At 44.2% G+C, this 26,110-nt stretch carries 23 protein-coding genes; 14 read left to right on the forward strand and 9 right to left on the reverse strand.

The genetic code is table 11. The features are described 5' to 3' along the window. From NDI42_RS10830 to nblS, 4 genes are all read left to right on the forward strand, one after another. On the forward strand, positions 1–156 hold a 156-nt coding region (locus NDI42_RS10830), incomplete at its 5' end, for a transposase (RefSeq protein WP_190450670.1). A 154-nt stretch (positions 157–310) separates the two neighbouring features. After that, on the forward strand, positions 311–4,273 hold the full coding sequence (locus NDI42_RS10835; RefSeq protein WP_190459040.1) for a DUF2157 domain-containing protein: 3,963 nt from the start codon (positions 311–313) through the stop codon (positions 4,271–4,273). Between the two features lie 407 nt (positions 4,274–4,680). Then, complete coding sequence (gene purD / locus NDI42_RS10840; protein ID WP_190459042.1) at positions 4,681–5,961, forward strand: phosphoribosylamine--glycine ligase; 1,281 nt, start codon at positions 4,681–4,683, stop codon at positions 5,959–5,961. 198 nt (positions 5,962–6,159) lie between these two features. Then, positions 6,160–8,151 carry a two-component system sensor histidine kinase NblS gene (nblS, locus tag NDI42_RS10845; RefSeq protein ID WP_190459045.1) on the forward strand — a complete coding sequence of 664 codons (1,992 nt, stop codon included), beginning with the start codon at positions 6,160–6,162 and terminating at the stop codon, positions 8,149–8,151. Here nblS and NDI42_RS10850 read toward each other — a convergent pair. Together NDI42_RS10850 and NDI42_RS10855 are read right to left on the reverse strand one after the other, a co-directional pair. After that, positions 8,148–8,522, reverse strand: coding sequence for a zinc ribbon domain-containing protein (locus tag NDI42_RS10850; RefSeq protein ID WP_190459046.1), 375 nt, complete (start codon positions 8,520–8,522; stop codon positions 8,148–8,150). The genes nblS and NDI42_RS10850 overlap by 4 nt on opposite strands. Before the next feature lie 150 nt (positions 8,523–8,672). Then, positions 8,673–8,981: a TIGR03792 family protein gene (locus NDI42_RS10855; RefSeq protein WP_190459048.1), complete on the reverse strand. Its 309-nt coding sequence runs from the start codon at positions 8,979–8,981 to the stop codon at positions 8,673–8,675. Positions 8,982–9,188: 207 nt separating this feature from the next. On the opposite strand from NDI42_RS10855, the gene NDI42_RS10860 reads away from it, so the two are divergent. Together NDI42_RS10860 and NDI42_RS10865 are read left to right on the forward strand one after the other, a co-directional pair. Further along, the gene (locus NDI42_RS10860) at positions 9,189–9,512 is read left to right on the forward strand and encodes a phasin family protein (RefSeq protein ID WP_190419814.1); all 324 of its coding nucleotides are present in this window, start codon (positions 9,189–9,191) and stop codon (positions 9,510–9,512) included. 291 nt (positions 9,513–9,803) lie between these two features. Further along, a complete protein-coding gene (locus tag NDI42_RS10865) occupies positions 9,804–10,349 on the forward strand; it encodes an FKBP-type peptidyl-prolyl cis-trans isomerase (protein ID WP_190459050.1) in 546 nt (181 codons plus the stop codon). Positions 10,350–10,416: 67 nt separating this feature from the next. On the opposite strand, the gene dnaB is transcribed toward NDI42_RS10865, so the two are convergent. The 3 genes from dnaB to gloB form a co-directional block, all read right to left on the reverse strand. Beyond that, on the reverse strand, positions 10,417–11,769 hold the full coding sequence (dnaB, locus tag NDI42_RS10870; protein ID WP_190459053.1) for a replicative DNA helicase: 1,353 nt from the start codon (positions 11,767–11,769) through the stop codon (positions 10,417–10,419). Between the two features lie 167 nt (positions 11,770–11,936). Next, a complete protein-coding gene (gene rplI, locus NDI42_RS10875; protein ID WP_190459055.1) occupies positions 11,937–12,395 on the reverse strand; it encodes a 50S ribosomal protein L9 in 459 nt (152 codons plus the stop codon). Between the two features lie 93 nt (positions 12,396–12,488). Beyond that, positions 12,489–13,262, reverse strand: a complete 774-nt coding sequence (gene gloB, locus NDI42_RS10880; protein ID WP_190459057.1) for a hydroxyacylglutathione hydrolase — start codon at positions 13,260–13,262, stop codon at positions 12,489–12,491. Positions 13,263–13,429: 167 nt separating this feature from the next. Here gloB and NDI42_RS10885 point away from each other — a divergent pair, with 167 nt between their 5' ends. The 5 genes from NDI42_RS10885 to NDI42_RS10905 all read left to right on the forward strand — a co-directional run bounded on the left by NDI42_RS10885 (position 13,430) and on the right by NDI42_RS10905 (position 19,779). Then, positions 13,430–13,636, forward strand: a complete 207-nt coding sequence (locus tag NDI42_RS10885; RefSeq protein ID WP_190444451.1) for a hypothetical protein — start codon at positions 13,430–13,432, stop codon at positions 13,634–13,636. Between the two features lie 242 nt (positions 13,637–13,878). Beyond that, a complete protein-coding gene (locus NDI42_RS10890; RefSeq protein WP_190444452.1) occupies positions 13,879–15,090 on the forward strand; it encodes a glycosyltransferase in 1,212 nt (403 codons plus the stop codon). Between the two features lie 390 nt (positions 15,091–15,480). Beyond that, positions 15,481–17,493 carry an ABC transporter ATP-binding protein gene (locus NDI42_RS10895; RefSeq protein WP_190459059.1) on the forward strand — a complete coding sequence of 671 codons (2,013 nt, stop codon included), beginning with the start codon at positions 15,481–15,483 and terminating at the stop codon, positions 17,491–17,493. Positions 17,494–17,537: 44 nt separating this feature from the next. Beyond that, positions 17,538–18,737, forward strand: a complete 1,200-nt coding sequence (locus tag NDI42_RS10900) for a glycosyltransferase (RefSeq protein ID WP_190459061.1) — start codon at positions 17,538–17,540, stop codon at positions 18,735–18,737. An 82-nt stretch (positions 18,738–18,819) separates the two neighbouring features. After that, positions 18,820–19,779, forward strand: coding sequence for a glycosyltransferase family 10 domain-containing protein (locus NDI42_RS10905; RefSeq protein ID WP_190459062.1), 960 nt, complete (start codon positions 18,820–18,822; stop codon positions 19,777–19,779). A gap of 28 nt (positions 19,780–19,807) precedes the next feature. On the opposite strand, the gene NDI42_RS10910 is transcribed toward NDI42_RS10905, so the two are convergent. After that, positions 19,808–20,782, reverse strand: a complete 975-nt coding sequence (locus NDI42_RS10910; protein WP_190459064.1) for an Npun_R2821/Npun_R2822 family protein — start codon at positions 20,780–20,782, stop codon at positions 19,808–19,810. Positions 20,783–21,195: 413 nt separating this feature from the next. Between NDI42_RS10910 and NDI42_RS10915 the strand changes: the two genes are divergently transcribed. Genes NDI42_RS10915 through NDI42_RS10925 form a run of 3 tightly spaced genes read left to right on the forward strand, consistent with a single transcriptional unit; the run spans position 21,196 to position 24,091 of the window. After that, entirely contained in the window at positions 21,196–22,167 is a 972-nt protein-coding gene (locus tag NDI42_RS10915) for an Npun_R2821/Npun_R2822 family protein (protein WP_190459066.1), read from the forward strand. 9 nt (positions 22,168–22,176) lie between these two features. Then, positions 22,177–23,067 carry an Npun_R2821/Npun_R2822 family protein gene (locus NDI42_RS10920; protein WP_190459068.1) on the forward strand — a complete coding sequence of 297 codons (891 nt, stop codon included), beginning with the start codon at positions 22,177–22,179 and terminating at the stop codon, positions 23,065–23,067. A gap of 16 nt (positions 23,068–23,083) precedes the next feature. After that, positions 23,084–24,091 (forward strand): Npun_R2821/Npun_R2822 family protein, encoded by a 1,008-nt coding sequence (locus NDI42_RS10925; RefSeq protein ID WP_190459069.1) that lies wholly within the window; start codon positions 23,084–23,086, stop codon positions 24,089–24,091. A 161-nt stretch (positions 24,092–24,252) separates the two neighbouring features. On the opposite strand, the gene NDI42_RS10930 is transcribed toward NDI42_RS10925, so the two are convergent. From NDI42_RS10930 to NDI42_RS10940, 3 genes are all read right to left on the reverse strand, one after another. Next, a complete protein-coding gene (locus tag NDI42_RS10930) occupies positions 24,253–24,879 on the reverse strand; it encodes a TenA family protein (RefSeq protein WP_190459071.1) in 627 nt (208 codons plus the stop codon). A 54-nt stretch (positions 24,880–24,933) separates the two neighbouring features. Further along, entirely contained in the window at positions 24,934–25,698 is a 765-nt protein-coding gene (locus NDI42_RS10935) for a pentapeptide repeat-containing protein (RefSeq protein WP_190459073.1), read from the reverse strand. A 63-nt stretch (positions 25,699–25,761) separates the two neighbouring features. Continuing rightward, complete coding sequence (locus NDI42_RS10940) at positions 25,762–25,956, reverse strand: hypothetical protein (RefSeq protein ID WP_190459075.1); 195 nt, start codon at positions 25,954–25,956, stop codon at positions 25,762–25,764. Between the last annotated feature and the right edge of the window lie 154 nt (positions 25,957–26,110).

Genomic DNA, 26,110 nt, shown 5'->3' on the forward strand with positions numbered 1-26,110 from the left:
GATGAAATTATTGCTTACTTTGACAACCGAACTACGAGTGGTGTTGTTGAGGGTATTAACAATAAGCTCAAGTTGATTAAACGCTCTGCTTATGGGTTTAGGAATTTTGAAAATTACCGAATTAGATGTTTACTTACTTGGCATTTTAATTATTGAATTAGCATACTAAGTACTGAAGAGCCACATTTATTGACATGGGATAAAACAACCCTAGGTTATCAGATTATAAAGTGGCACATCAGCACTAGGCAAACCATCTCAATCAAAAGCAGGATTGAGAAAACACAAACGTATTCTCTGGGGTCTACTGATGTCTTCTCCACTTGACCGCCCCATTACCATTGAATTAACCGTCAAAGCTTCCCAGCCCGAATTATTAGAAGGGCTGGATATCTGGTTGCGCTTAGGCTTGATTTCTCAGGTTCAAGTCAAGCGCTTGTCTACAAAATACCTTTCCTGTCCCATACCAGAACTGGAAATAACCACAGCCACACCTCAAGAAACAGTATTTTCTAACCATCCATTTCATCAAGAATCGTCGGATTTAGTTCTACAAACAACTCAGAAGAAACCCCCCAACATTTTAGAGGGAATGTTGCAGTCGCTAGTGGCAGAATTAAGCGTCCGCTGGCTGCTGTTTTTAGGTGTGTTTATGGTGGTAGTATCCTCCGGGGTACTAGCCGCCAGCCAATGGCAGAGATTTCCCGCTGCGGGACAGTATGCGGTTTTGTTGGGTTATACCTCAATTTTCTGGGGAGTTAGTTTTTGGGCGCGTCAGCAGCCTAATTTGCAATTAACAGCGCAGACGTTACAAATTGTCACGTTGTTGCTGGTTCCTGTCAACTTTTGGGCGATGGATAGCTTCGGGTTGTGGCGCAATCCCGTGGATTGGATTGTAGTAGCGATCGCAACCCTTATTCTCACATTTATCACCTTCCGGTTATTAAAAAATATCCCCCCGACTTCTGGTTTAGGAAGATTACAAAATTTACCCTTTTTAAATATTCTGGGACTGAGTTACCTGCACTGGGGTTGGAAATTTGCAGAATTTCCCCTCATTGCCGTTTATGCAGGAATGGTGTTAACAACCATTGCTACCGTTTATCAAATTCGTTACCGAAAATACCCGCAATCTGGAAGCCTGGGTCTAGACGAACAAAGCCCGTCTGCGCGGGCTATAGAAGAAAATAATAAACCTAGATTCGCTATCATTTTACCAGCAGGATTAGTAATCTATGCCTTATTTTTGCTGCTGTTTCGGGCAATTTTTGTTGTCAATATCTCAATTACACAATTAGGTTTAGCCGTTGGAATTTGTGGTTGGTTGGTAGTATGGTTATCGCAACAAATGCCGCAACCAGCAAGAGAAAACAGGAAACAAGAAGATACCCAATTACCAATTACAGATTACCAATTTCCCTTAGAAAATATTGGCGGAGTTTTAATATTGCTAGGCTGGGTAGTTTCGATAGGAACTGAGTTTCCTTGGCAAGCGACTGCTGTTAGCGGCTTAGGTCTATGGTTCTTTATCAGCCGCTTGCAACGGTTTGAAAAGCGTCAGGATTTGGCAGCAATTTTTGCAATTGGGTTACAGACAATTTGCTTGCTTTGGCTATTAATACCCACTTCGGTACAAGCGTGGGCGATCGCAACTGCTACTCAACTCACTGGTTCTCAAGACTCTCCGTGGGCGTTGTTGAGTCTGGCTTGGTTTCCCTACTTGATTTTGATGGTAGCAGTGAGTGCTCGCTTATATCGCATTAACAAACCCGATTTAGCCCTTTTTGGTGAACAGTTAGCACTCAGTTTTGGGGCTTTACTAACTCTGTTGAGTTTGGCAAATCCAACATTGCGATCGCTAAATCTACTTTTGTCCACCATAACTCTCTTGGCTGTAACCCAGCGCCGTCCCATCAAAGTTAGTTTAGTTTATCTAACACATATTATCGGCTTGCTGACATTTTGCTCTTTCATTGACCGCTTTTTCCCCTCTTTAAGTCAAGAAATCTGGGCAAGCGTTTTGTTAGCTGTGATGGTAGCAGAATGGACGTTTAGCATTTTAGCTTCACACTCAACATTTTGGCAGCGGAGTGCATGGCACCTTGGGTTAGGACTTGCCGCAATAAGTTATCAATTACTGTTACCAATTACTTCTTTATCCTGGGATAGCGACATCATTAGCCGCCAGCAATGGAACATTATCTGGCTAGTTACACCCTTAGCCTTAACTGGAGTTGCCAAACAGGCTACTCAACCACAACGACAATTAGCTAGTTGGCTGAGTGTGACAGCTTTGGGAATGGCACAAGTCCTAACCTTCACTTTACCAGGAGCCAGATTAATCAGTTTAGGCGTGGCAACTGGCTTGATGTTAGTAAATACGCGCTATTTGCGGCACCAAGCAGCAGCAATAATTACAATCGGGTTTGGCTTAAGTTTCGCCACAATGCTGCTATGGGAAGGCGTACCAGGAATAGCGCGACTCTCAGCACCCGGTTGGCTAATTGTAGGAGCGATCGCATCCCTTAGTTTATGGCTCTCTAGCAGCTGGTTGAATCGCCGTCACGGGACTTTAGCCGCCCTTTACGCAAAATCTGCGGATAGTTGGGCGATCGCGCTGTGTAGCCTAGAAATGGTTTCGCTGACAGTTCACTCACTGTATGTTTACTGGGCGCTGGTTTCCCCATCTGTGAGTGTTCTAGTTGCCGTTGTTTTGACAATGGGCGCGATCGCTTATCGCAGTTACTTACAACCCAACAACTGGGCATTTTACGGGGTGGGGTGGTGTCTAGAATTGTTAACTGCCGAGGCGTTGGGCTTTGTCGGGCGTTCGGTGATTAATTTAGCGATCGCCAACGTTGCTTTAGGTTTAATGACTCAGCTTTTAGGCGAAATTTGGCGACGGCGATCGCGACTGGAAATCCCCAGTAGCTGCCACATTTTGCCGCTATTGTACGGCGTACTGGGTGCTGTGTTACGCTGGGATACCTTTACCAGTTGGACAGGGTTATCTACACTAGCGATCGCCTTAATTGTGATTAGCGTAGGGCGACGGAAGCAAGAATTCAAACCCCTAGTCTACTTAGGATTAGTTGGAGTATCAATTTCTGCATACGAACTCCTCTTCTACCAACTCCTACAAGCATCGGGAGGAGGCTTGGGCGATGGCTTAATTGCCATGTCCGCCCTCGGCACCAGCATCATGTATGCTTATCGTGTCTTCTCTCCGTGGTTGATAAATTACTTACGCCTTACCGCCCAAGAACTGAAAGTTGTATCACATCTACACTGGGCTTGGAGTAGCGCCTTATTATTATCTGCCACTGCTACTCCCATTGAAATTAACCGCCTTCTAGGATTAGGCATTGGCTTATTTTTGATTAGGTATGCCATCTATCAGGGTAAGCGATCGCCCGTAGATCCCCCCTTACCAACTGTTGCTGGGCGGATCAGCACAGCAGAAACCTGGGTTTATTTGGGTTTATTACAAATCGCTGGCATCCGAATTTTTTGGATTTATACAGCCATCGGACAGCTATGGGCAGGGCCATTACTTCCCTGGAAAGCCCCAATTTCCTGCATTTGGGCTTATCTTCTCTACGCTTTACCTTGGGAAAGGTGGGGATGGCCCAAACGACCCTGGCAGCAAGCCGCATACATCCTACCCCTAATTATGCTCTGGGAAAGCAGATTAGACATTCCCCCAATTGGCTTACTAATCGTAGCCGCGTTTTATGTCTTACTCGCAAAGCTAACAAAGCAAATCCGGTTTACCTATCTGACTGCGGCATTACTTGATTGGGCTATTTTCCGGTGGTTTTTCGACCTACGACTCACCGATGCCCTCTGGTACATCACACCAATCGGATTATCCCTGCTTTATATTGCCCAAATCGATCCCAACCTGAAGTTGCCAACTCAAAGCCAAACTCGCCACAACCTCCGGTTACTGGGTACTGGCGTAATTTGTGTAGCGGCATTTTTGCTGCATCAAGAAACAGGGATACAGCCGGGAATTTTGAGTATAATCGCCATCTTTGCGGGATTAGCTTTGAGAGTGCGGGCTTTTCTTTACATTGGTACAGCAACTTTTTTACTGACTGTTTTTTACCAGTTAGTAATTTTTATCTTCGACTATCCTTTTTTCAAATGGGTTATAGGCTTGCTAGTCGGCATCGCTTTTATCTCAATTGCTGCTAACTTTGAAACCCGTCGCGTTCAGCTGAGTTCTCTGATGCGAAACTGGCTGGCAGAATTAGAACAATGGCAATAGTTGCAACTCATTGCTGATAGTTGATGGTTCCAATACGGTTCGCTTAACGTTGCTTCCAACACAAACGATCCTCCTAAGCGCCAATACGTTTCACTCAAAGCTAAACATCCCAAACCTACTTAGTTAACCAAGAAGCTTCAGCTTACTTTAGCTTCTCGGTGTGAAATTTATTTTCTCTTCTCCGTGAGTCAGTGGTATTGAATCCAGTTTTTCGATAATTGCATGGCATAATGGAGTGCATTTGCTTGACTTATACGATTTCAACTTTAGATTTATCCGTTTCAGGAGTTAAATCGTCACTGAGAACAAGCGGCTGGATTGAGGCGCTGCCCTTTGCAGGGCGAGCGTAAAGCCTGCAATACCAGCAATGGTGAAAAAAGTTCAATCTTCAGGAGCGAGAGGCTATAGTGAAGGTTTTGGTGGTGGGCAATGGGGCTAGAGAACACGCCCTCGCATGGAAACTGCTGCAATCCCAAAGTATTCGGCAGGTGGTGTGTATTCCCGGTAACGGCGCTACAGCAGCTCTGGAGCGTTGCCAGAATCTCGCCTTGAGTGTTGATGATTTTGAGGGAATAGGACGATTTGCCCAGGTTCACAACATCTCTCTGGTGGTTGTGGGGCCAGAAGTGCCGCTGGCTTTAGGAATTACAAATTACCTCCAAAGCCAACACGTCAAAGTGTTTGGCCCTACGAAAGAGGGAGCGCAAATTGAAGCGAGTAAGTCTTGGGCAAAGGCTTTGATGGAGGAAGCGGGCATCCCGACGGCGAGATCGGCTGTTTTTACTGAGTTAGAGGCGGCAAAAGCTTATGTGACAGAACAGGGTGCGCCGATTGTTGTCAAGGCAGATGGGTTGGCAGCTGGCAAGGGTGTCACAGTTGCCGCAACTGTTGAGGAGGCAGTGGCGGCAATTCAGGATTTATTCCAGAGTAAGGTGAAGGCCGTTGTGATTGAAGAGTGTTTGACGGGGCAGGAAGTCTCCGTTTTAGCTCTCACGGATGGCTTGACGATTCGTCCTCTGCTCCCAGCGCAGGATCATAAACGGATTGGCGAGGGCGATACTGGGGCAAATACAGGCGGTATGGGAGCTTATTGTCCAGCTCCAATTATGACACCAGAGCTATCCAAACGAGTGCAGCAGGAAATTCTGGAGCCAACGATCGCAGCGTTGAAAAAAAGGGGCATTGATTACCGGGGGGTTCTCTATGCTGGGTTGATGATTACCCCCGAAGGCGATCCGAAAGTTCTGGAATTCAACTGTCGTTTTGGCGATCCCGAAACTCAGGCAATCCTGCCTTTGTTAGAAACACCCTTAGAAGACTTGCTGCTTGCCTGTAGCCAACGGAAATTGGCTCAGCAGCCGCCGATTGCCTGGAAATCGGGAGTCGCCGCCTGCGTCGTGGTGGCGGCGGGTGGTTATCCCGAAACCTATAAAAAAGGTCAGGAAATTACTGGCATTGAGCAAGCTGAGGCAATGGGAGCCACTGTATTCCATGCTGGTACGAGTAGGCGACAGCAACAGGTGGTGACAGATGGCGGTAGGGTGTTGGGCGTGACGGCAGTTGGGGAGAATTTTGATAATGCGATCGCTTTAGCCTACGCCGCTATCAATTGCATTCAGTTTGAGGGAATGTACTATCGCCGGGATATAGGCTATCGCGTCACTACAGCCAGCTCGACCAGGGAATAAAACCTAGAAGCTAGGGGAAGCGTGTAGAATTGTTTGTAACTACCACACAGACGGGAAATTCCGCCTCTGTTTCTCCTAGTCTCAAGTCAATAAGGCTCGGATAGGTAGAGTAAAACAAAAAAATAAAAAGGCAAAATTAAAAATTCTAGAAAAATTTTTAATTTTCGATTTTAAATTCATCTAGCCCCTAGCCCTACCTTGCTGGCTCTACTGAAAACCATTCGAGAAATCCTAGCTCATTGGTGGTCGGAGTTTACCCTCCAGACCCGTCTGATGGCGGCTGCTACCTTAGTCGTCTCCTTGGTGATGAGCGGTCTGACCTTCTGGGCAGTGAATACGATTCAGCAGGATGCCCGACTGAATGACACTCGCTTCGGGCGCGACTTGGGTCTGTTGCTGGCGGCTAATGTCACGCCTCAGATTGCGGAAAACAATCTGACTGAGGTGGCTCGCTTTTCCCACCGCTTCTATAGCAGCACCTCCAGCGTCCGTTATATGATCTACGCTGACGCAGATGGCAAAATCTACTTCGGCATTCCTTTCTCTGAATCTGAGGTACAAAATTCCCTCACCATTCAGCGACGGATTCAACTCCCAGAGGATTACGCCGATAATTCCGAATTGCCAATGGTGCGGCAGCACATAACTCCTGATGGGGAAGTCACAGATGTTTTCGTTCCCCTGATGCACGACGGCAAACACTTGGGCGTTTTGGCAATTGGCATTAACGCCAATCCTACAGTGGTTGCCTCTTCCCATCTGACCAGGGATGTGACGATTGCGGTTTTCATTTCCATCTGGGTGATGGTGATTTTAGGCGCTGTTATTAACGCCCTGACAATTACTCAGCCAATTAGAGAACTTCTTGTTGGGGTAAAAAATATTGCCGCTGGTAACTTCAAGCAGCGAATCGACTTGCCGCAGGGAGGCGAACTCAAAGAACTGATTTACAGTTTCAATGAGATGGCAGAGCGACTGGAGCGTTATGAAGAGCAAAATATTGAGGAGCTAACGGCTGAAAAAGCCAAGTTAGAGACGCTGGTTTCTACTATCGCAGATGGAGCGGTGCTGCTAGACACCAATTTTCACGCGATATTAGTCAACTCGACAGCGCGACGCATTTTTGGTTGGGATGGCGTTAATGTAGTCGGAAGTAACGTTCTGCATTACCTCCCAGCACCCGTACAAGTGGAGCTGACGCGACCGCTGTATCAAATCGCTGCTGGTGAATGCGATAGCGCCGAGTTCCGAGTGACGCTGTGCCAGCCCGCAGACCGCACGGTTCGGATTCTCCTGACAACGGTTCTCGACCAGTATCGGGAGAGCATCAAGGGAATTGCGATGACGGTGCAAGATATTACTCGCGAGGTAGAACTGAACGAGGCAAAAAGCCAGTTTATAAGTAATGTCTCTCACGAGTTGAGAACGCCTCTTTTCAACATCAAATCTTTTATTGAAACCCTCCACGAATACGGTGAAGATTTAAGCCACGAGGAGCGGCGGGAGTTCTTGGATACTGCCAATCGGGAAACAGACCGCCTGACTCGTCTGGTAAATGATGTGCTGGATTTATCGCGGCTGGAATCCCACAAGCGCTATCACTTTGATGCGGTAGACATTGCCCAAGCTGTGGAGCAAACGCTGCGTACTTACCAGTTAAATGCCCGCGATAAAGAAATTGAACTGCTGCAAGAGATTCAAAAAGATTTGCCGGCCGTGTTGGGCAATTACGATTTGTTGCTGCAAATATTTGCCAATTTGGTCGGCAATGGGCTGAAGTTTACTCAGCCAGGCGGACGGGTGGCAATTCGCGTCTACCTGCTGGAGCCAAGAGTCACGAAAAGCGCGATCGCTTCCTCACATTCTCAAAATCGCCCCCAATTAGTACGAATTGAAGTCTCTGATACGGGAATTGGTATCGATCAAGAAGACCAACAGGCAATCTTCGATCGGTTTTTCCGGGTGGAAAATCGGGTTCATACCCTCGAAGGCACTGGACTGGGACTTTCTATTGTCAGAAATATTATTGAAAAGCATCACACCACTGTACACTTGGTCAGTGAAGTTGGCGTAGGTACAACTTTTTGGTTTGATTTAGCTGTTTTTAAAGAAGCGACAACAGTTGAGTCCTTGCAACTAATGGAAGGAACACAGGAGATAGAAACCACCGTGACTGCTGAAGTTGTCTAGCGTCTGCTGGTGGCATAGAAGGCTACCAATAAACTCACGACGATCAGACCTGAGAACATAAGCAAACCCTGGTTGCGTTGGGACCAAAGCTGAAGCGAGTGCCGCCAGCCGAGTGCATAGCGCTTTGTGGTCGTTTTGTCAAGTTGTTGAGAGCGATCGCTATAAAGCGTACACTCTTTTGCATAAGGGCGCTTGGCAAAGGTACAAGTATCGTCTTCGTGGTAAGTGCAGGTGTCGCACAGATACTCTTCCCCAGTCGCTCGGTGTAAGGGTATGCCAGGATGACCGTAGGCTTTCAGCTCACAGCGACAATAGGGACAGGTAGTTGCTTCGGCTTTAATTAGTTGATGGCACTTGGGACAAGTCGGCATTTATCGCAACAAAGTTATTTTTAATCTAGAAAAAGACCAAATACTTTTGGGCTAGGGCTAGATCCCCCTAGGCTCCCTTAAAAAGAGCCATTGGGGTGATCTCCAAAGGCTGGACACCATCAACCGAAAAGTATTCCTCTAAATCCCAGTTTAAACTTGGGGAAACTTTCGGACTTGATACTCCGCTGAATCAATAATGGGATAGCTATCTCCCATCGCTTGATCAAACTGCTCCTCAACCTGTTGCAAGCGTTCTGAGCTAATGGATTTCCAATTTTCGCGTGTCTCCCAGCGAATCACCAGAGTAAGCCCTGTTGGATCGTTAGGATTGAGCCAAACTTCTTTACCGAGAAACCCCGGACAGGTGGCGAGAAACGCCGTCCAGATTTCGGCATCCTTCTGGATGTATTTTTCCCGGATTTCGGGGGGGACTTCTATCTTCAGCCATTCGATAACCATTTGGGTCTTGCGATCGCTTCTTTGCGAGTATAAATAGCTTTGAATCTGCCTTATGTAATTTTGCCATCATCAAAGCGCGTCAGGTAGGCAGCAGTTGTCGAGAGAATGTCACAGAATAGAACTGTAGGCGGAAAATAGACGAAACAACATTGTTTCATCGTCTAGGTTCAGCCGCTTTTTGAGAGCGACAGATGACAAGAAGGCACTATGGATAATAACAACTGGCTCAAGCAGCTACTGATGCTCGGTGTGGGTACGACATCTATGGCAGCAGAGAAAATTCGGGAAGTTAGCGATGAATGGGTTAAGGAAGGCAAGATCAACCCTGAACAAGCCAAGGGGCTTGTGGATGATTTGATGCAGCAAATCAAGTCAGATCAGGGTAACTTGGAAGTACAGATGCAACGGCAGATGCGTAATATGTTGCAGGATCTGGGAGTTCCCCGCCAGTCAGAAATGGATGAATTGCGGGGACGCATCGACAGGTTGGAACGTCAGGTGCGTGACATGGAAAATAAGCTCTGGCGGTGATAAAAGCTGATAGGATTTGAGAATCCAACGGGACAATCGATTTTGGATTTTAGATTTTGGATTTTGATTGAATCTAAAATCAGTAGTGCTTCGTGCCTATACTATGGCATTGGCAGCAAAGGAAGTTCAAGCTTTGCAAGATCTAAAATTTTGTCGATTTTGGATTTTGGATTTTGGATTGAATCTAAAATCAATAGTGCTTCGTGCCTATACAATGCCATTGGCAGCAAAGGAAGTTCGACCTTTGCAAAATCTAAAATTTTGAAGTCTTAAAGGTATGGAGGAAACATTTTGAGAGAGATTTTAATCAGCGTCGGGGTCATGTTTGCCTGCGTGTTGGTGATAATATTGGCTCAAGTTAGCAACTCTCCACAAGAGGCGATCGCTTCCGAGCTAAATTACTCCTCACCTACAGTTACACAAACCCCAAGCAATAACCCAGATGTTGACAGTACAAGGCTTATTACGATGAATACCAACCCAGAAAGTGACGAGAAGGTTACGACAACGCCCTCTGGCCTCAAGTATACGGAGTTAAAAGAAGGCGACGGTGCGACTCCAAAAACTGGTCAGACAGTCGTAGTGCATTATACTGGCACTTTAGAGGATGGCACGAAGTTTGATAGTTCGCGCGATCGCAATCAACCCTTCTCCTTCAAACTCGGTGTCGGCCAGGTAATCAAAGGCTGGGATGAAGGACTCAGTACCATGAAAGTCGGTAGTCGTCGCCAGTTAATTATTCCCCCAGAATTGGGTTATGGATCTCGCGGTGCAGGTGGCGTGATTCCTCCCAATGCTACGCTGATTTTCGATGTAGAACTGCTAAAAATTAGCTAAATAAATCTGACGGAACCCGGTTTCAAAGTAAACCGGGTTTTTGCTTTGTATATACCAATTTATTGAATCATCCCCGATTAGAAGAGGCGAGATTTCGGAAGCGGGTAAATTGCGGATCAAATAATAACTTGATGGTTCCCGTCGGGCCATTTCGATGTTTAGAAATAATTACCTCAGCAATACCTCGATCTGGTGTATCGGGTTGGTAATACTCTTCGCGATATAACATCATAATTAAATCCGCGTCCTGTTCGATCGACCCCGATTCTCTTAAATCAGACATCATTGGGCGTTTATTATTACGAGCTTCCACACCTCGACTCAGCTGGGATAAAGCGATAATTGGGACGCTGAGTTCGCGAGCTAAACCTTTGAGACTTCGGGTAATTTTTGACAGCTCTTGCACCCGATTGTCGCCGCCGCCTTCCATCAATTGCAAGTAATCCAGCAGAATTAATCCCAACTCGCCACGCTGTTCTGCTTGAAGACGACGAGCTTGCGATCGCATCTGCATCACAGTCATATTCGGCGTATCATCAATAAAAATTGGTATCTCCGAAAGAGTGCCAAGGGCGCGACTCAAAGGTTCCCACTCAATTTGTGCAACTCGCCCAGCCCGCAAATGGTTACTTTCAATCTTAGCCTCACTAGCAAGCATCCGCTGCACCAGCTGTTCTTTCGACATTTCCAAGCTAAAAACAGCTACTGGCAACTTATGAAACTCAGCAATATTGCGAGCAATATTGAGGCAGATAGCTGTTTTTCCCATTGACGGTCTACCCGCCACGATAATCAGATCGGAACGCTGAAAGCCGCCAGTCATCGCGTCGAGGTCATAAAAGCCACAGGTAAGACCGGGTAGCGCTAGATCCTGATGGCGAGTTTCAATATCCTGAAATGTATTTATCAGCGTGTCGGAAATAGGAACCAGACCCTGCTGAGGACGATCTTGAGTCAGGCTGAAAACTTTCTGTTCCGCCTGGTCGAGGATAATTTCCAACTCCGTAGCCGTCTCGTAACCCAACTGAGCAATCTCGCCGCCTGCTTGGATTAACTTACGGCGCAGGTACTTATCTATCACCAGCGCCGCGTACTGGTCGATGTTGACGGCTGAAACCGTGCGATCCACCAGTTGAGCTAACTTTGTTTGTCCGCCAACCTTCTCCAGCAAGCCTCTGTCATACAGCCAACTGGTAACGCTCATTAAGTCGGTCGGTTTACCTTGGCTGTGGAGGGTAAGGGCGGATCGGTAAATCTCTTTGTGAGCGATGAGAGAAAACGCCTCTGGCACAAGTAAGTCAGTTACTCGACCGATGGCTTCTGGGTCTAGCAAAATGCCCCCCAAGATGCTTTCTTCAGCGTCGAGGTTTTGGGGTGGAAGGCGATCGCTTGAAGAATGAAAATTCAGTTCGTGAGCCATAACAGAGGTCGTTTTAACAAGGAGCCGCCACGACTATGATAATGGGGGTTGAGTAGTCGCTGCGATCCGACACCCAACCCCCTTTTTTTGACTGAAAAAACTGCTTCTACCCACGCGGAAACTGTAGAGACGTTGTATGCAACGTCTTCAACGTCTCTGCACTACGCTTAGCTAGCCACAACCTGAATTTGTACAACCGCTGTGATTTCCGGGTGTAATTTTATTTCTGCCTTGTAGGTGCCAGTCTCTCCGATATCGGGGAGGCTGATATTCCGCCGATCGACTTCCTTACCAGTGGCTTGTTGGATGGCTGTTGCCACTTCTGGAGCCGTGACAGTACCAAAGATGGCATTTTCTTCACCTACCTGCTTAGCAATGGTGAAGCTGCCCACAGCCTCTATAGCAGTCTTCAGCTCTGTAGCTACCTGCTTCTCTTCCAAAAGGCGCTGCCGCTCTTTTTCTCTACGCCGTTCGACTTGCTTGAGCAAGCCGGGAGTGGCAGGAACTCCCATTTTTTGGGGAATTAGGTAATTGCGAGCATAACCGGGAGCGACTTCTACTAAATCGCCAGATTTTCCCAGTTTGCTGACATCTTGATTCAAAACTAATTGCACACGTTTCGCCATAGTCTTTTTTCTGCTACAGACAACAGAAGGAGTAATGATAAGCTAGAACACTCCATCTTACAAAAAGATAGTGAGCGATCGCAATCTTTTAATCTAAAACCGATCCTTCATCCCGCGCAGCCTGGCAAAAGTCTGCACAGGGTCTAGACTTTTCACTGCTGATTGCAGCACAGGAGCGTCCCAGCGCAAAAATGGATTAGTGCGCTTTTCTATGCCAAGTTGGGATGGCACTGTCGCCTCAGAACGGCTACGGGCAGCTTTTACTTGAGTCCACCGGGCTTGCAACTCTGGGTTATCGCCATCTACAGTTAAGGCAAATTCAAGATTTTTCAGGGTGTATTCATGGGCGCACCAAACTCGCGTGTTATCAGGTAAAGCCCGCAATTTGCCCAAGCTAGACACCATCTGCGTTGGCGTGCCTTCAAACAGTCTGCCACAGCCTCCAGCAAAAAGGGTGTCGCCAGAGAATAATTCTCCCGGCTCTTCGGTTGTTGTTGGGGGAAAGTAGTAGGCGATGTGGGCGCGGGTATGCCCCGGAACAAAGAAAACTTCGCCGACTCTACCAGCAAATTCTACCCGTGAGCCTTCCTGTAAAAACACCTCTTGCCCCGGAATTCTACCTTTGTCCTCAGCACCTCCATACACGCAGACACCAGAAAAATGCTGCAAAAGCTGCTGGTTTCCGCCCACATGATCGCTATGATGGTGAGTATTAAAAATCGCTACCAACTCAGTGTCAATTTCTTCGAGGTGCCGCAGCACAGGCTGCGCTTGGGCTGGGTCTACCACTGCTGCTATTTTCTGAATCGGATCGTGCAGCAAAAAAATGTAGTTGTCCGAAAGTGCCGGAATTCGTTGAACCTGCATTCAACACTCCTCTTGATGAGCAATTATCCCATCCTGGCATAAAATTTATTATTTCTTTACATTATTCTTGCAGTAACTTTAGCTAAATGCCAACCAATATGAGGCAGATAGTCTTAAATAGACAATAAAGCGCTAAATTGCCTTAAACCAGGAGTGACCAACCACCTATGGCATGGACACGAGATCGTCAGCCAAAAGAGCAAATTCAGCACATGGTAGATCGCATCCTTTCATCTGGTCAACTCAGCCTCAACGAGCATCTTCAGCTGACAACTGCTATCCTCTCTGATTACAATGTTACCGACGGAGAACGTCGCCAAATTAATCGTATATTTGACGAAATTCAGACAGGTCATCTAAAGTTTGTGGGCTAGACCTTCTTCAATCCTTTTCTTAGCAGCAGGGGATGAGGAAAAGACAACTAACCCCTGCTGGGTTGATTTCTTTACGCTTGGCTCTTTCTGCCGTACACCCAATCCTACTTTTATGTTGATGTTCTAAATTCACTGATTATACTAATAAAGAATGAAGTCGGTTTCTAGAAAGCATTAACTTAGTTAGTTTTAACTAAACTGTACTATTACTATGTTCAACTATCTAAAATAACTTAAAATTTGTGGATTTACAGCAAGACAAAAAATTAAAGATTTCATTAGTTGTTAGCGACCTATCCGCTAGTGGGGCAGGAAGGTGGGGGGGGGCAGTCCGCACATTTTTGCTGTATGAAGCCTTAAAGAAACTGAACCATGAAGTAAAAATTTTTGGCTTTGTTTTCGGTGATGAATCACCAGAAGTTTCTCAATCAAAGATTCCAATTGTTGCCATTCCATGCGCCTATCACTCAGGCTTTATAAAAGCTGCTCAAAAACTTATCAAACAAATTGATGGAGATATTATATACGCCGTAAAGCTGAAACCTACAAGCTTTGGATTATCTATCATCAAAAAGCTAACAGCTCGTCGTCCTGTTATTTTAGATATAGATGACTGGGAACTCAGTTGGCATGGCGGCGAACAATGGAAATATCGTCCCGGTTTAAAGCAATTTTATAGAGATACTTTGAAGCGTGATGGGGCATTAAGATATCCAGATCACCCTCTTTATTTAAAGTGGTTAGAAAGCTTGGTATTTTATGCAGATACCATTACATTACACACTCAATTCTTGAAAGAACGCTTTGGAGGTGTGTATTTACCGAATGGTAAAGATACTACTCTTTTCGATCCCAGCCAATTCGATTCCGAGGCAAGTAGAATCCGTTATGGCCTCGCAGGCTACCGTATTTTAATGTTTCCTGGAGCGCCACGACCGTACAAAGGTCTTGAAGATGTCTTAGCGGCACTAGATGTGTTGAATCAGCCAGACCTTAGACTTGTAATTGTTGGGGGAAGTCCATACGATGCCTACGATAATCAATTGATGCAACAGTGGGGGCGTTGGATTATCAAACTACCAAAATACCCAGTTTTAGAAATGCCTGCTGTGGTAGCCGCCGCCCATATTGTGGTTGTTCCCCAACGAGATACCCCTGCCGCGCAGGCTCAGTTCCCGCTCAAACTAACAGATGGGATGGCAATGGCAAAGCCAATTCTGTCTACTTACGTTGGCGATATTCCAGAGATTTTAGGCGGCACAGGTTATCTAGTTACTCCAGAATCTCCGGAAGAAATTGCTGAAAAAATCCAATGGATATTCGAGCATTTAGATGAAGCAAATCAGCAGGGCATGAAAGCGAGGGAAAGATGTATAAATTACTATAGCACTGATACAATGGCAGCTATACTATCTGATGTGATTAAAAACTTGCAACTAGCTGGAAAAGTTTAAATTATTAATCAAGTGAGGCTTAAACCTGTTTTAGCTACACGAGTTGGAGATATTGCAGAAATTTTAGGTGGAACTGGTTATCTTGTCGAGCCGAGTTGCCCGAACCAAATCGTCGAAAAGATCCAATGGATGTTCCACTATTTAGAAGAAGCTCAGGAGCAAGGAAAACGGGCAAGAGTAAAGATGTGTAGAATCTTACAGTATTGGTGCAATGGCAAGTATACTCTCACAGGTAATTGCCAATTTATAGTCACTAAAGCTTGTTGAGTGTAAAAAGAACATCTGAATATACTTAACAATAATTTACAAATTTGGGTTTTGGTCAGACGGTTAGAGAATAAATCAAGTGTCTCTTTTGATTACCAGTAACTTTGTAGCAGGAAGGGCTGTATGTCTTCAAGTAAGCTACTCTTAAAATTTGCTCGCCGATATCCTGCTTGGATTGTCCTAACAATTATTTTGGGCTTTTCTGGGGGATTATTTAACGGGGTGAGTACAGCCCTAATTGCACCTATAATTTTAAATTTTTTAGGTGAACAAATAGATTTAAAGAGTGGCCCGCCGATTCTTAAGTTTATTATGTCGCCCTTTGATGGAGTTCCTAGCGACTATCGGCTGATAGTAATGGCAGGGGCTATTGTGCTAATCATTGTTTTGAAGAACCTTGCGACCTATGCTAGTTCGTTAGTATCGAGTTCTCTGTCGCGGGCCCTCACCTCCGATCTCCGCGAAGCAGGAGTGCAGATGTTGCTAGAGGTGGACTTAGATTTTTACTCCCAGGCAAAAGTCGGCGATCTGATTAATCGTTTGGGTGGAGAAGTCAGTCGGGCTGCTGGGGCAATTAGCACCGCGCTCAAATTGGTGATAACCGTAATTACGGTGTTGGTGTTTGTGGCTTTGCTGCTAGCTATCTCCTGGCAACTGACGTTGGCTTCAACAGTTTTGCTGGCTGTAGTTGCGGTAGTCAATCAATACTCGATTTCCCGTGCTAAGTATTTTGGCAAGCAGCTCTCAGAGATGTCTAAAAGTTATTCTATCTCTTTACTAGAAGCACTTAGTGGGATTCGACTGGTTAAGGCAACAGGGAACGAACCCAGAGAGTATCAAAGAATTCATGACTTAATTCGTGCTCGCGAAAAAGCTGATTTCCAATCTCAGGCAAACTCGGCGGCTATTGGCCCAGTTAGCGAGGTTACTGGTATTGTTGGTTTGATTGCGATCGTCTTTCTTGGGCGGACTTTCTTTGCTAATGAGATTGAATCCCTTTCGGCAGTGCTACTGACTTACTTATTGTTGCTTTTCCGGTTACTGCCCTTTATTACACAGTTAAATAGCGCACGGGGAGCTTTAGCCAATAGCGCTGCTAGTGTAGAGATAGCTAATGACTTCTTGCGCCGAGATAATAAGCCGTTCATGGGCAACGGTTCTGTAACTTACAAACCTTTGCAAGAAGGGATTCATTTCAATCAGATATCTTTTGGCTACCCTAGTCAGGCGGATATGGTACTAAAGGATGTTGATTTGTACCAGCCAAAGGGAACAACTTTGGCTTTGGTAGGGTCATCGGGTGCTGGGAAGTCAACTTTGGCTGACCTTTTACCGCGATTTTATGACCCGACGATAGGGAGCATAACTATAGACGGAACTGACTTGCGTGAGTTCGACGTCAAGACTCTCCGAAGGGAAATGGGGATTGTTAGCCAGGATACGTTTCTGTTCAATACCACGGTTCGCAATAATATTGCTTATGCCCGACCAGATGCCACGGACGAAGAAGTTACCGCCGCAGCGAAACGAGCAAATGCTTATGAATTTATTATGGGATTGCCAAAAGGATTTGATACTCTCATAGGCGATCGCGGTGTTCTGCTCTCTGGAGGTCAACGCCAACGCCTTGCGATCGCTCGCGCTCTAGTGCAAGACCCAGATATCTTAATTCTTGATGAAGCAACAAGTGCGTTAGATACTGTTTCTGAACGCCTTGTACAAGCAGCAATCGAGGAGTTGAGCCGTTCGCGGACTACGATTGTGATTGCTCACCGCCTATCGACTGTGCAAAAAGCCAATCAAATTGCTGTGCTAGATAAAGGACGTGTCGTGGAAGTGGGGACGCATGGAGAGCTTTTAAGTAAAGGCGGCTTCTATGCGCGTCTGTACGAAATGCAATTCTCTCAACAGCCTCAAGGTATATCCACCTACCATGAAGAAATCCGTAATCGTCTTTCTTACGAAGCTCGTACCCGCCTTAACTCTATAATTGGTTCCCTGCGCTTACTGGCTGACGAACTAGTAGATACTCCCGAAGAGCAGAATGAATTACTTGAAGAATCTTATAGCTCAGCCATCAGCATTCTCAATACCATCGAGTTTTTTGAAAATAGCGCTAATCTGCCGCTTAAATAACAATGGCTTCCCTTTAATTTGAAGGAATAGTTTTTAAAGCGCCCATGACCAAACACTATATATTCTTTACTAGAAATGTATTACCTCAACCGAACGTGGCTAGTTTGGTTTGGGCGGCTCATTCAGCAAATGCAGCCGCTAATCTAGGTTATTCAGCAGTTTTAGTTTATCCTTCTAAAGATATTAAGGTTCTCAATCCGGTAGATTTAATTTTTCCCTTTCGTCCTAGAACTCCTGAAAAAACACTGGTTGAATTTTATAATATTCAGGACAAACTGAAAGTTGCTCCCCTGCCCTTACCTTGGCCCGTTGATCGTTTTGGTGGGAAGTTAACAAGTTCAAGTACTATTATATGTAAATACTACTTTCCAATTCATATCCTGCCTCATACTAAAATTGTGCATACGAGAGATTGGAACTTTACAAAAGTAGCAATTCAGCATAAAGTTCCGGTGATCTATGAACATCACCACTATGATTCTAAGCAATTTGAACCGGAAATTGTGCACAGTCCCTTCTTTCAGGTAGCTGTTACGCTTTCAGAAACAGTTCGGGAAAATATGATTCAACATGGAATGCCATCTGAGAAAATTATTAAGCTTCATAGTGGTCTTAATAATCTATTTTTAATCAGAAAACCTGAAGAAGCTGAGGCATGGCGTCAAAAACTTCTTGTTGAAGATCGTCACCATATAGTTGTTTATTCTGGAGGTTTATACCCGTTTAAGGGAGTTGATTTGCTCATTGATGTTGCTGAAAAATTGCCCCAAATTCAGTTTGCGCTTGCTGGCGGCACTGAACCACAGGTACAAGCCTATCAGCAGATGGCTAGAAAGAAACAGGTTAATAATGTTACCTTTCTCGGCTATCTACCCCAAAATCAGCTTGCTAGTTTACTTCAAGCAGCTGATATCTTAGCTCACCCTCATCGTTTTACTGAGGCTGCAACTTTTACATCTCCCCTGAAATTCTTTGACTACATAGCATCTGGCACCCCGATTGCTGCAACTGAAATTCCACCTTTAATAGAATTCAAATCTTCTAATATTATTGCTGGCTGGTGTGAACCAGATAACCCACTCAAATTTGCCGAATGTCTTAAGCAAGTTCTGGAAACCTATCCAAGACGTACAGAAGGGTATACAAAAAATATTGAATTTGCCCATCAGTTTTCCTGTGAGAATAGAATTGCCAAAATAATGAATTATGTTGATGATTCTATGCGTCCCCTTTTATTTGCTTAACTTCCTAAAGGGAAATATAGTAGGAAAGTGCCACCTGTAAGTTTTGCGAAATTCATAGCTAAATAGTTAATCGAGTTGAGATATGGAAAGAAAAATTATCGGGATGTTGAGTGGATATCCAGGTTTGAATCAAAGCGATTGGTTATGGCAACAAACCCCAGGTTCCTTTGGGGCTTGGGGTGATATTCAAATGCTTGCACAAGCACCAAACCCAGATTTTATGCTACTTTACAACTTTGCTGGCTTTCCCCAGCTTCCTCAGAAAACAAAATGGTTTTTCAAACAACGACAGCAACAAAGTCGTTATGACCAACAGATGCAAGAATTGCAAGCTAAACTTCGTGGTGTTCCTAAAGAGCGAATTATCTCTCTGTGGCGGGAACCACCTTTAAACCCGCAAAGAAATCTCATCTGTTATCAAAAGTCAGAGCCTTATTGTGGATATATTTCGAGTCCCGATGATGCTGCGCCGAACTCAGAATATATGCCTGCTATTTGGTATCACCAAAATTCGTTTCGGGAATTGAACGAGATGAAACCTCCAGAAAAGGTGAAGATTTGCAGTTGGATAACTTCTGGCATCAGCCGTTCAGCTAATCATCGTAAGCGTTTAGAGTTTATGAAACTTCTGAAATCTAGTGAAGTCAAGTTTGATCTGTACGGCCGAGACTTGCCAGATTGGGCTAATGGGCAGGGAGTTGTTAATAACAAATGGTATGTTATGGCTCCCTACTACTACAACCTGGCGATCGAAAATTATGCTGAAAATGATTGGTATGTAAGTGAAAAACTTTGGGATTGTTTGTTAGCTTGGTGTTTGCCAATTTATTATGGTGGATCAGCAGCGGATAAATTATTACCGCCTGGTAGCTTTATTAGACTTCCCAGCCTTGATGAAAAAGGATTAGAAGTAATCAAAGAAATAACTTCTACGCCTGATTATTGGTATGCAGCTAGAGATGCGATCGCTGAGGCGAGGCAGATTATTCTCCATAAACTAAACTTGCTTGAATGGCTTTCAAACTTTGTTAAAAAGTTTTGAGTTTGTCTAAGGGAAATCTCAGCTATCTTCAGACTTTTTGGCGTTTATTCAGAAATCTGTAATATAGAAATATGTCCCGGTAAGGCACGCTTCTTAGCTGCCACTTAAACAGCTTGTCTGCTAAGTACAACAGCAGCTCGTTGTAAGGAATATTTCTTTTTTTCCACTGGCACAGCTTTTCTAATCGTTCATTTTTAATGCCCATGTAATGTAAGTAAGTTAATTCCTTGCTGCCATCGTACAAAATTTTGTCTTTTTCTTCAAAATGTTTTGAGGTTATGCAAACACCTGTGTTGTATGCTGATTCTTCATCTAATGTAAAATTATAGAGTCTGAAGTTCTTTTTCAACGTCATATAATTGAGTACCATTTGTTCGCTCAACCAATGACCAAAAATCTTGACATCGCCATTTGAAAGTTCTTGTAAGAAATAATCCAAATCCTCTTTGCTGATTAACCCTTGTTTAGACGCCCAGAAACCACTACAGTGAAACCGAAGAGATAAAGCATCCTCGGAGTCATAAATTGTCTGAAAAATCTTATAATATTTATTTACATCTTTTCTTCTCAAAGAGCTGATTCTTTGGAAGTCATGGACAACAAAATCATATTGATCTAGCTTAGAAAAGACATGATCGAGAGGCTGAAATAATAAGGTATCGCAATCTATAAAAACGAATTTTTTAAAATCACCATCAAATGCACAATACTTTCGGCTATGGGGAACCTTCTGAGTATCTTTGGTTGTTAATCCTTGGTGCGGATATTGATAATAAATTTCATAAAACTGAGAAACGAAGCTATCCCATTTTTTTAAGGAATCTTGATTTTCAAACAAAAAAACATTTTTTCTTTGATGAATTTCTTGTTTGACTAAATCAATATTTTCATTATATGGAATTACGCAGACTGCTACGTCACCACAATTAGCCTCTATACTATTGAGCAAAGCGACTAGCTGATCGTAAACCTTATCATTAGCTAGGGTGTATATTCCTTCCACGATCGTCCTCAGTTTTTTTCTAAAAATTGACTTATATCCGTTGAGTAGAGACAAGTATACCGTTTACATTAAATAGCTGCCGGTATACTTTCTCTCTACTTTTAGCATAGCACTCGTCCCCTTGCCCTGAGACTGATAAATTGATTAAAATTGAATAAAGATTTAGCGAAGCCTGGACATTTTATCTTATTTTAAGTATCCTTATGTTATTATACATTAGGGTACCTGTATTTAGTATAATTGGGGAACTTCATCAGTTGGAATAAACTGTTTCCAGCGACTGCATCTCCCTTCAAAGCTAGGTAACTGCTCAGGACTCTTTCTTAAATTTAAAGACAGAAGTTACAATAGGCAACTCTTCGCAAGGTTGCTAACTGAGGTTTTGAAAATTCCAGGAAATTATACATCATTTTATGAATGGCATTTGCACCCTTGGTAATGACAAGGTATACGACCAGTTGGTGGCTTTGCTCAACAGTATTGAAGTGATATCCGGACTAGAGACTCCTGTCTGTGTATATCCCTTTGATGATCAAACAGAGAGGATTGCATCTGAAATAGCGAACCGACCCAACGTCTTTATTTACGACGATCGAGAGTCAATCGAGCGCTGGGATCAGTTTATGCTGAATGCTGCCCCTGATCGTTTAAATCCGAACAAACGGCTTTATGGCGCTCATCGGCGATTTTGTGGTTTTGATGGACCATTTGAGAAGTTTGTTTACATGGATGCTGATACCCTGTTGATGAACTCACTGAACCCTATCTTTAAGCAATTGGAACGAGTTGATTGGGTGGTTTATGATTTTCAATTTTTAGATGCTACCAAAGTTTACAATATAAAGTCACCAAAGCTGTTTCAAGTGTTTGAGAAAAAGCGAGTTGATTCGGAAATATTTTGTTCTGGATTCTATGGAGCTAAGCAGGGACTCTTTCAGCAAGAGCAACGAGATTGGCTGATATCTAAATTGAGAGAAGGGGAAGGCGAAATCCTGTATTCGGGTGCTGGGGAACAGCCACTGATAAACTATATGGTAATGAGATCGCAACTTTCCTCTTGTAATTTGGCTCAACATTTACCAGAAAGTGAAAGAACGGGGTGTAGTGCAACTTCCAAGCATTTTCAAGAACAAGATCGCATATTGTACGACAAGGGGAATCGTCTCACTTACATTCACTATATTGGGGTTCAGCCTAAAACTATTGAGAGTGTATGTGCTGGAGAAAATATTGAATTTCCCTATCGTGACTTGTTTTTACACTACCGCTACCTCCACGAACCAGAGAAGCGTCCAGTTTTTACAAGCCCTGGAAAACCGCACGATTATACACCGCCCCCAAGTGTTTTAAAAAGAGTTTTGAGAAAGTTGAAATTAACTCGTTGAGGAATAGGTATGAGTCGGGGAATTTATATAGTTGCTAATGACCGCGTGTACGATAATGCGATCGCGCTCCTTAATAGTATTCGTTCTTACGATCCCGAAGTACCCGTTTTTCTCATTCCATTTAATGAAGAATATCAGAAAGTCGCCGATACTCTCAACAAATTACACAATGTTCAGCTTTTTCCTAACTTAGAGTTTATAGATCAATTTACCAAAAAAATTGGAGAGATATTTGATCGGGATTTTTTAGCCTTACCGAATAAAATGCGTAAATTAGCGGTATGGTTCGGCCCGTTAGATGAATTTCTTTATATTGATACTGATATTATCGTATTCAATAAGATTTCAGATGTCTTAAATAAGCTATCTGAAGTAGGTTTTATCTGTTGCGATTATCATCATGCTAACGAAGGCTTGCGGAACATATTTTCCCCCTATGTGAAAGAACACAACATCTTCACTGAAGCGGAACTTCAAGACGTTTTTAATAGTGGTCTTTGGGCTTCTAAAAAGGGAGCAATTACAGAACAGCAGATGGATGAAATACTACGCGAGTGTGCAACCCACCGCGAGTATTTCGACTTTACTCAAGGAGTAACAGACCAGCCAATTCTCAACTACATGGTGCTTAAGCTTATTCCCAAACGTTACAATATTGTTAAAACTCCAGAAGGAGAACCTGGTAGTTGGGCTGGTTCTAAACACTTTCAGGAGAAAGACCACGTCCTTTACGATCAGGGTAAACGTCTAATATATCTCCATTGGGCAGGTACACCGCTTAAACCGGGGGGCGCATACTGGGACTTATGGGAACATTATCGCTACCTTAAAGAAGATAAGCCTTCATGGCTGCAAAAATTGGTAAGTCGCCTATTTTCTGCTACTACTACCCGTACTTAGGGCTAGGAGAATTTTTATGGTTAATGGTATTTATACACTAGCTAATGATGTGGTCTACGACCAGTTAGTAGCACTGCTGAACAGTATTGAAGTCAATGTCAGCCCAAATATCCCAGTTTGTATCATTCCCTACGACTCTAAATTAGATAAAATTCGTGCCGAGGTAGCAACGAGAGATAACGTTACCTTGTTTGAGGATGCTGACGCGATCGCTTACTGGGAAAACTTTGCCGATCAAGCTTGGAATGCCCATCAAAACGCTCAAAAAGTTTGGCAGGAAAGAGGCTTGCCAGTAAATTATCGTTTAGCAAGACACCGGAGACTTTGCTGCTTTGATGGGCCTTTTGATAAATTTATCTATTTTGATGCAGACACCCTAGCAATGAAATCTCTTGATGAGGTTTATCAAAAGCTAGATGAGTACGATTGGGTGACAAATGATTTTCAATATAAGTCGAATCTGCATTATGTTTTTGAGCCGCAAGAAGAGACACTAATAAAAATTTTTAATCCTGAAAAATTGAAATCTCACATTTTCTGTTCTGGTTGGTTTGCTTCTAAAAAAAATGTTTTTGATCGGGAAAGAATCGAAAATTTGTTGGGCAAACTCAAGGCGGGCGAAGCTGATGTAATGTCCTTGCGCTGTATTGACCAACCACTACTAAACTACATGGTCTTACGCAGTGACATTCCTTACTATAATTTCGCCTATCATAATCCAGAGGAGACAACTGGTAGTCATTGGTCGTCGAAGTTTGAAGTAGTAAATCAAGTATTTTACGACAAAGGGCAACCGCTTACTTATCTGCACTATATGAGTATATCGTCGTCGAAATTTGCTCGACTGTGTGCAGGTGAAGATGTGGATATTCCCTATCAAGATGTGTTTCTGCATTACCGATTTTTAAAATCCCCTGAGCAACGTCCTCAGCGACTTGTTCGCCCAAATTGGATAGTTCGCGCTCAAAGAGCTACCAACAGGTTTATTAATAAAAAAATTCGTAATGTTAAACACAAGTTTTGAAAACCTAATCCAATTTAGGCAAAATATATGGCGATTAAAAATCGCGGCTACATTAATAAAGTTGTAGCCCTAAACTTGTAGTATGACGGCAATGTGCTGCTCCCGTTTTGCATACTAAAAATCTCATTGATAGCAACTAAAGCTGTCAAAAACATAAGGTTTTAGTCTTCACTCTCCCATGCCGCTTGAAAAAAGTCTCGTTCGCACAACATAGCATAGCGATAAGTTGATGTTACAGATGCTGTGGCGCTGGCGTAGCGGTTAACTAGCTTTTCCAGCTTTTCAGCCAGATGGTCAAATTCTTGGCTGCTGTAAGTGCGAATCCAGTCAGAGTATCGATGGTCTGGAATCCCCTTTTGAGCGAGTTGCTGACCTAAGAAAAGATAAAGACGCATACAGGGTGCCATTGCCACAGCGATCGCGCCAATATTAGAACCCCAAGCTGTAGCTAGCAGAAAATCAGTATAACGGCGCGTCGCGGCTCCCGGTTCTACTGCCGCTAAGTCTACTCCCCACTCTCGCGCATATCCTTGATGCAGGCGAAGCTCATCCAAAACACCGCCTGCGAGGGTGTGGAAGATGTTAAATGCCTCAGAGTCGGGAGCCTTAGCTGCGGCGATGCTATAGGCACGGGCAAAAGCTTCTAAGAAAAAAGCATCTTGCCCCACGTAGTAGGCAAATCGCTCTTGAGGCAGCGTACCGTCAGCAATGCCCTGAACAAAGGAATGCTTAAGGCAGGCTTGCGCTAAATCTTGATTAGTCTGCCACAAGTCGCTGGATAAGGTCATAAACTGCTTTGAGAATATTGGGTGGGCGGATGCCCCTAGCCTACCCCACAAGACTTACAAAAGCATTTGCAGTAGTAGCGAACCAATCCCTCCCAGGAAGTTCATCAGATTTCCACCGCCGCTACCTGGTTGTTTCGGAGGTGTAGTAATCTCTTTAATGAAAAGTTGGGCGGTTTGGTAGCCTTGCATATTCCCCTGGACTGTAAAAATTTCTGCGGCCCTTTGGGAATCCAGCACCGCCCCTTGGCGATCGCCTGCTTGGTAACGAGCTACTCCACGAGCAAAATAGGCGGCAGCAAACTGAGGTTTAAGAGCTAGAGCCTGATTGAAATGAGCGATCGCTCCTCCTTGATCCCCTTTCTGGCCTTCTACCACGCCCCAAGTATAGAATTCCTCAGCTGTGGCTGCGTAGTTGGGGATACCTATAGCAGCCTGAAAGTTAGCACCGTTGACATTGGCACTAACCATACTTGCATTAACTAAATAACTTTCTCTCAGGTCAGCGCCAGTTAGGTTAGCACCAGTCAAGTTAGCACCAGCCAAGTTAACACCAAACAATGAAGCGCCGCTGAGGTTGGCACCAGCCAGGTTAGCACCAGTCAAGTTAGCACGACTTAGGTTGGCACGGCTCAAGTCAGCGCCACTCAGATTTGCTCCCGACAGGTCAGCTAAAGCAAAACCTGCTCCACTCAAATTACACTGCGGACATTGTTTAGTTGCCAACAGCTGCCTGAGATGTTGCACATCTTCAGCTATTGCGGGAACTGCTAGGGAAATTGTTGCCAATAATGCTGCTGTTGCGGCGATTTGGGGTTTCATATCGAGTCGTACAGCCGTAACGCTCTATTTTCCCCAGCATAAACCATTAAGGAATTCTCTGCTTTATCGTGCAGAATTATATCGCTCGGCACTTTCGGGAGCCTGATTATTAGCCAGAGGCAAAAGACTGACAATTTGATCTGCGGTTTCTTGCAAGTTGATTTTTGAATAGGTCAGGGGAGCATTTGACCAGCTGTGTCCTAAAAACAGGTTGAGCGAAAATGTCAGTGTGGCGGCTACCATAAATTTTTCCAACATTTCAATCTCCCCTTCCCCTCACCAGATGATTTACGGTATGTAAATCTGTATTACTAATATGGTTAATTTATTTTTAAGCTTGGGTGATCGAAACCTAGAAAAAAACGTGACAGTCTTCTTCCTTAGGAGTGATTTTGGTCACTGACACCAGAAA

It is taken from the genome of Funiculus sociatus GB2-C1 (genome assembly GCF_039962115.1).
In the GTDB taxonomy this organism is placed as follows: domain Bacteria; phylum Cyanobacteriota; class Cyanobacteriia; order Cyanobacteriales; family FACHB-T130; genus Funiculus; species Funiculus sociatus.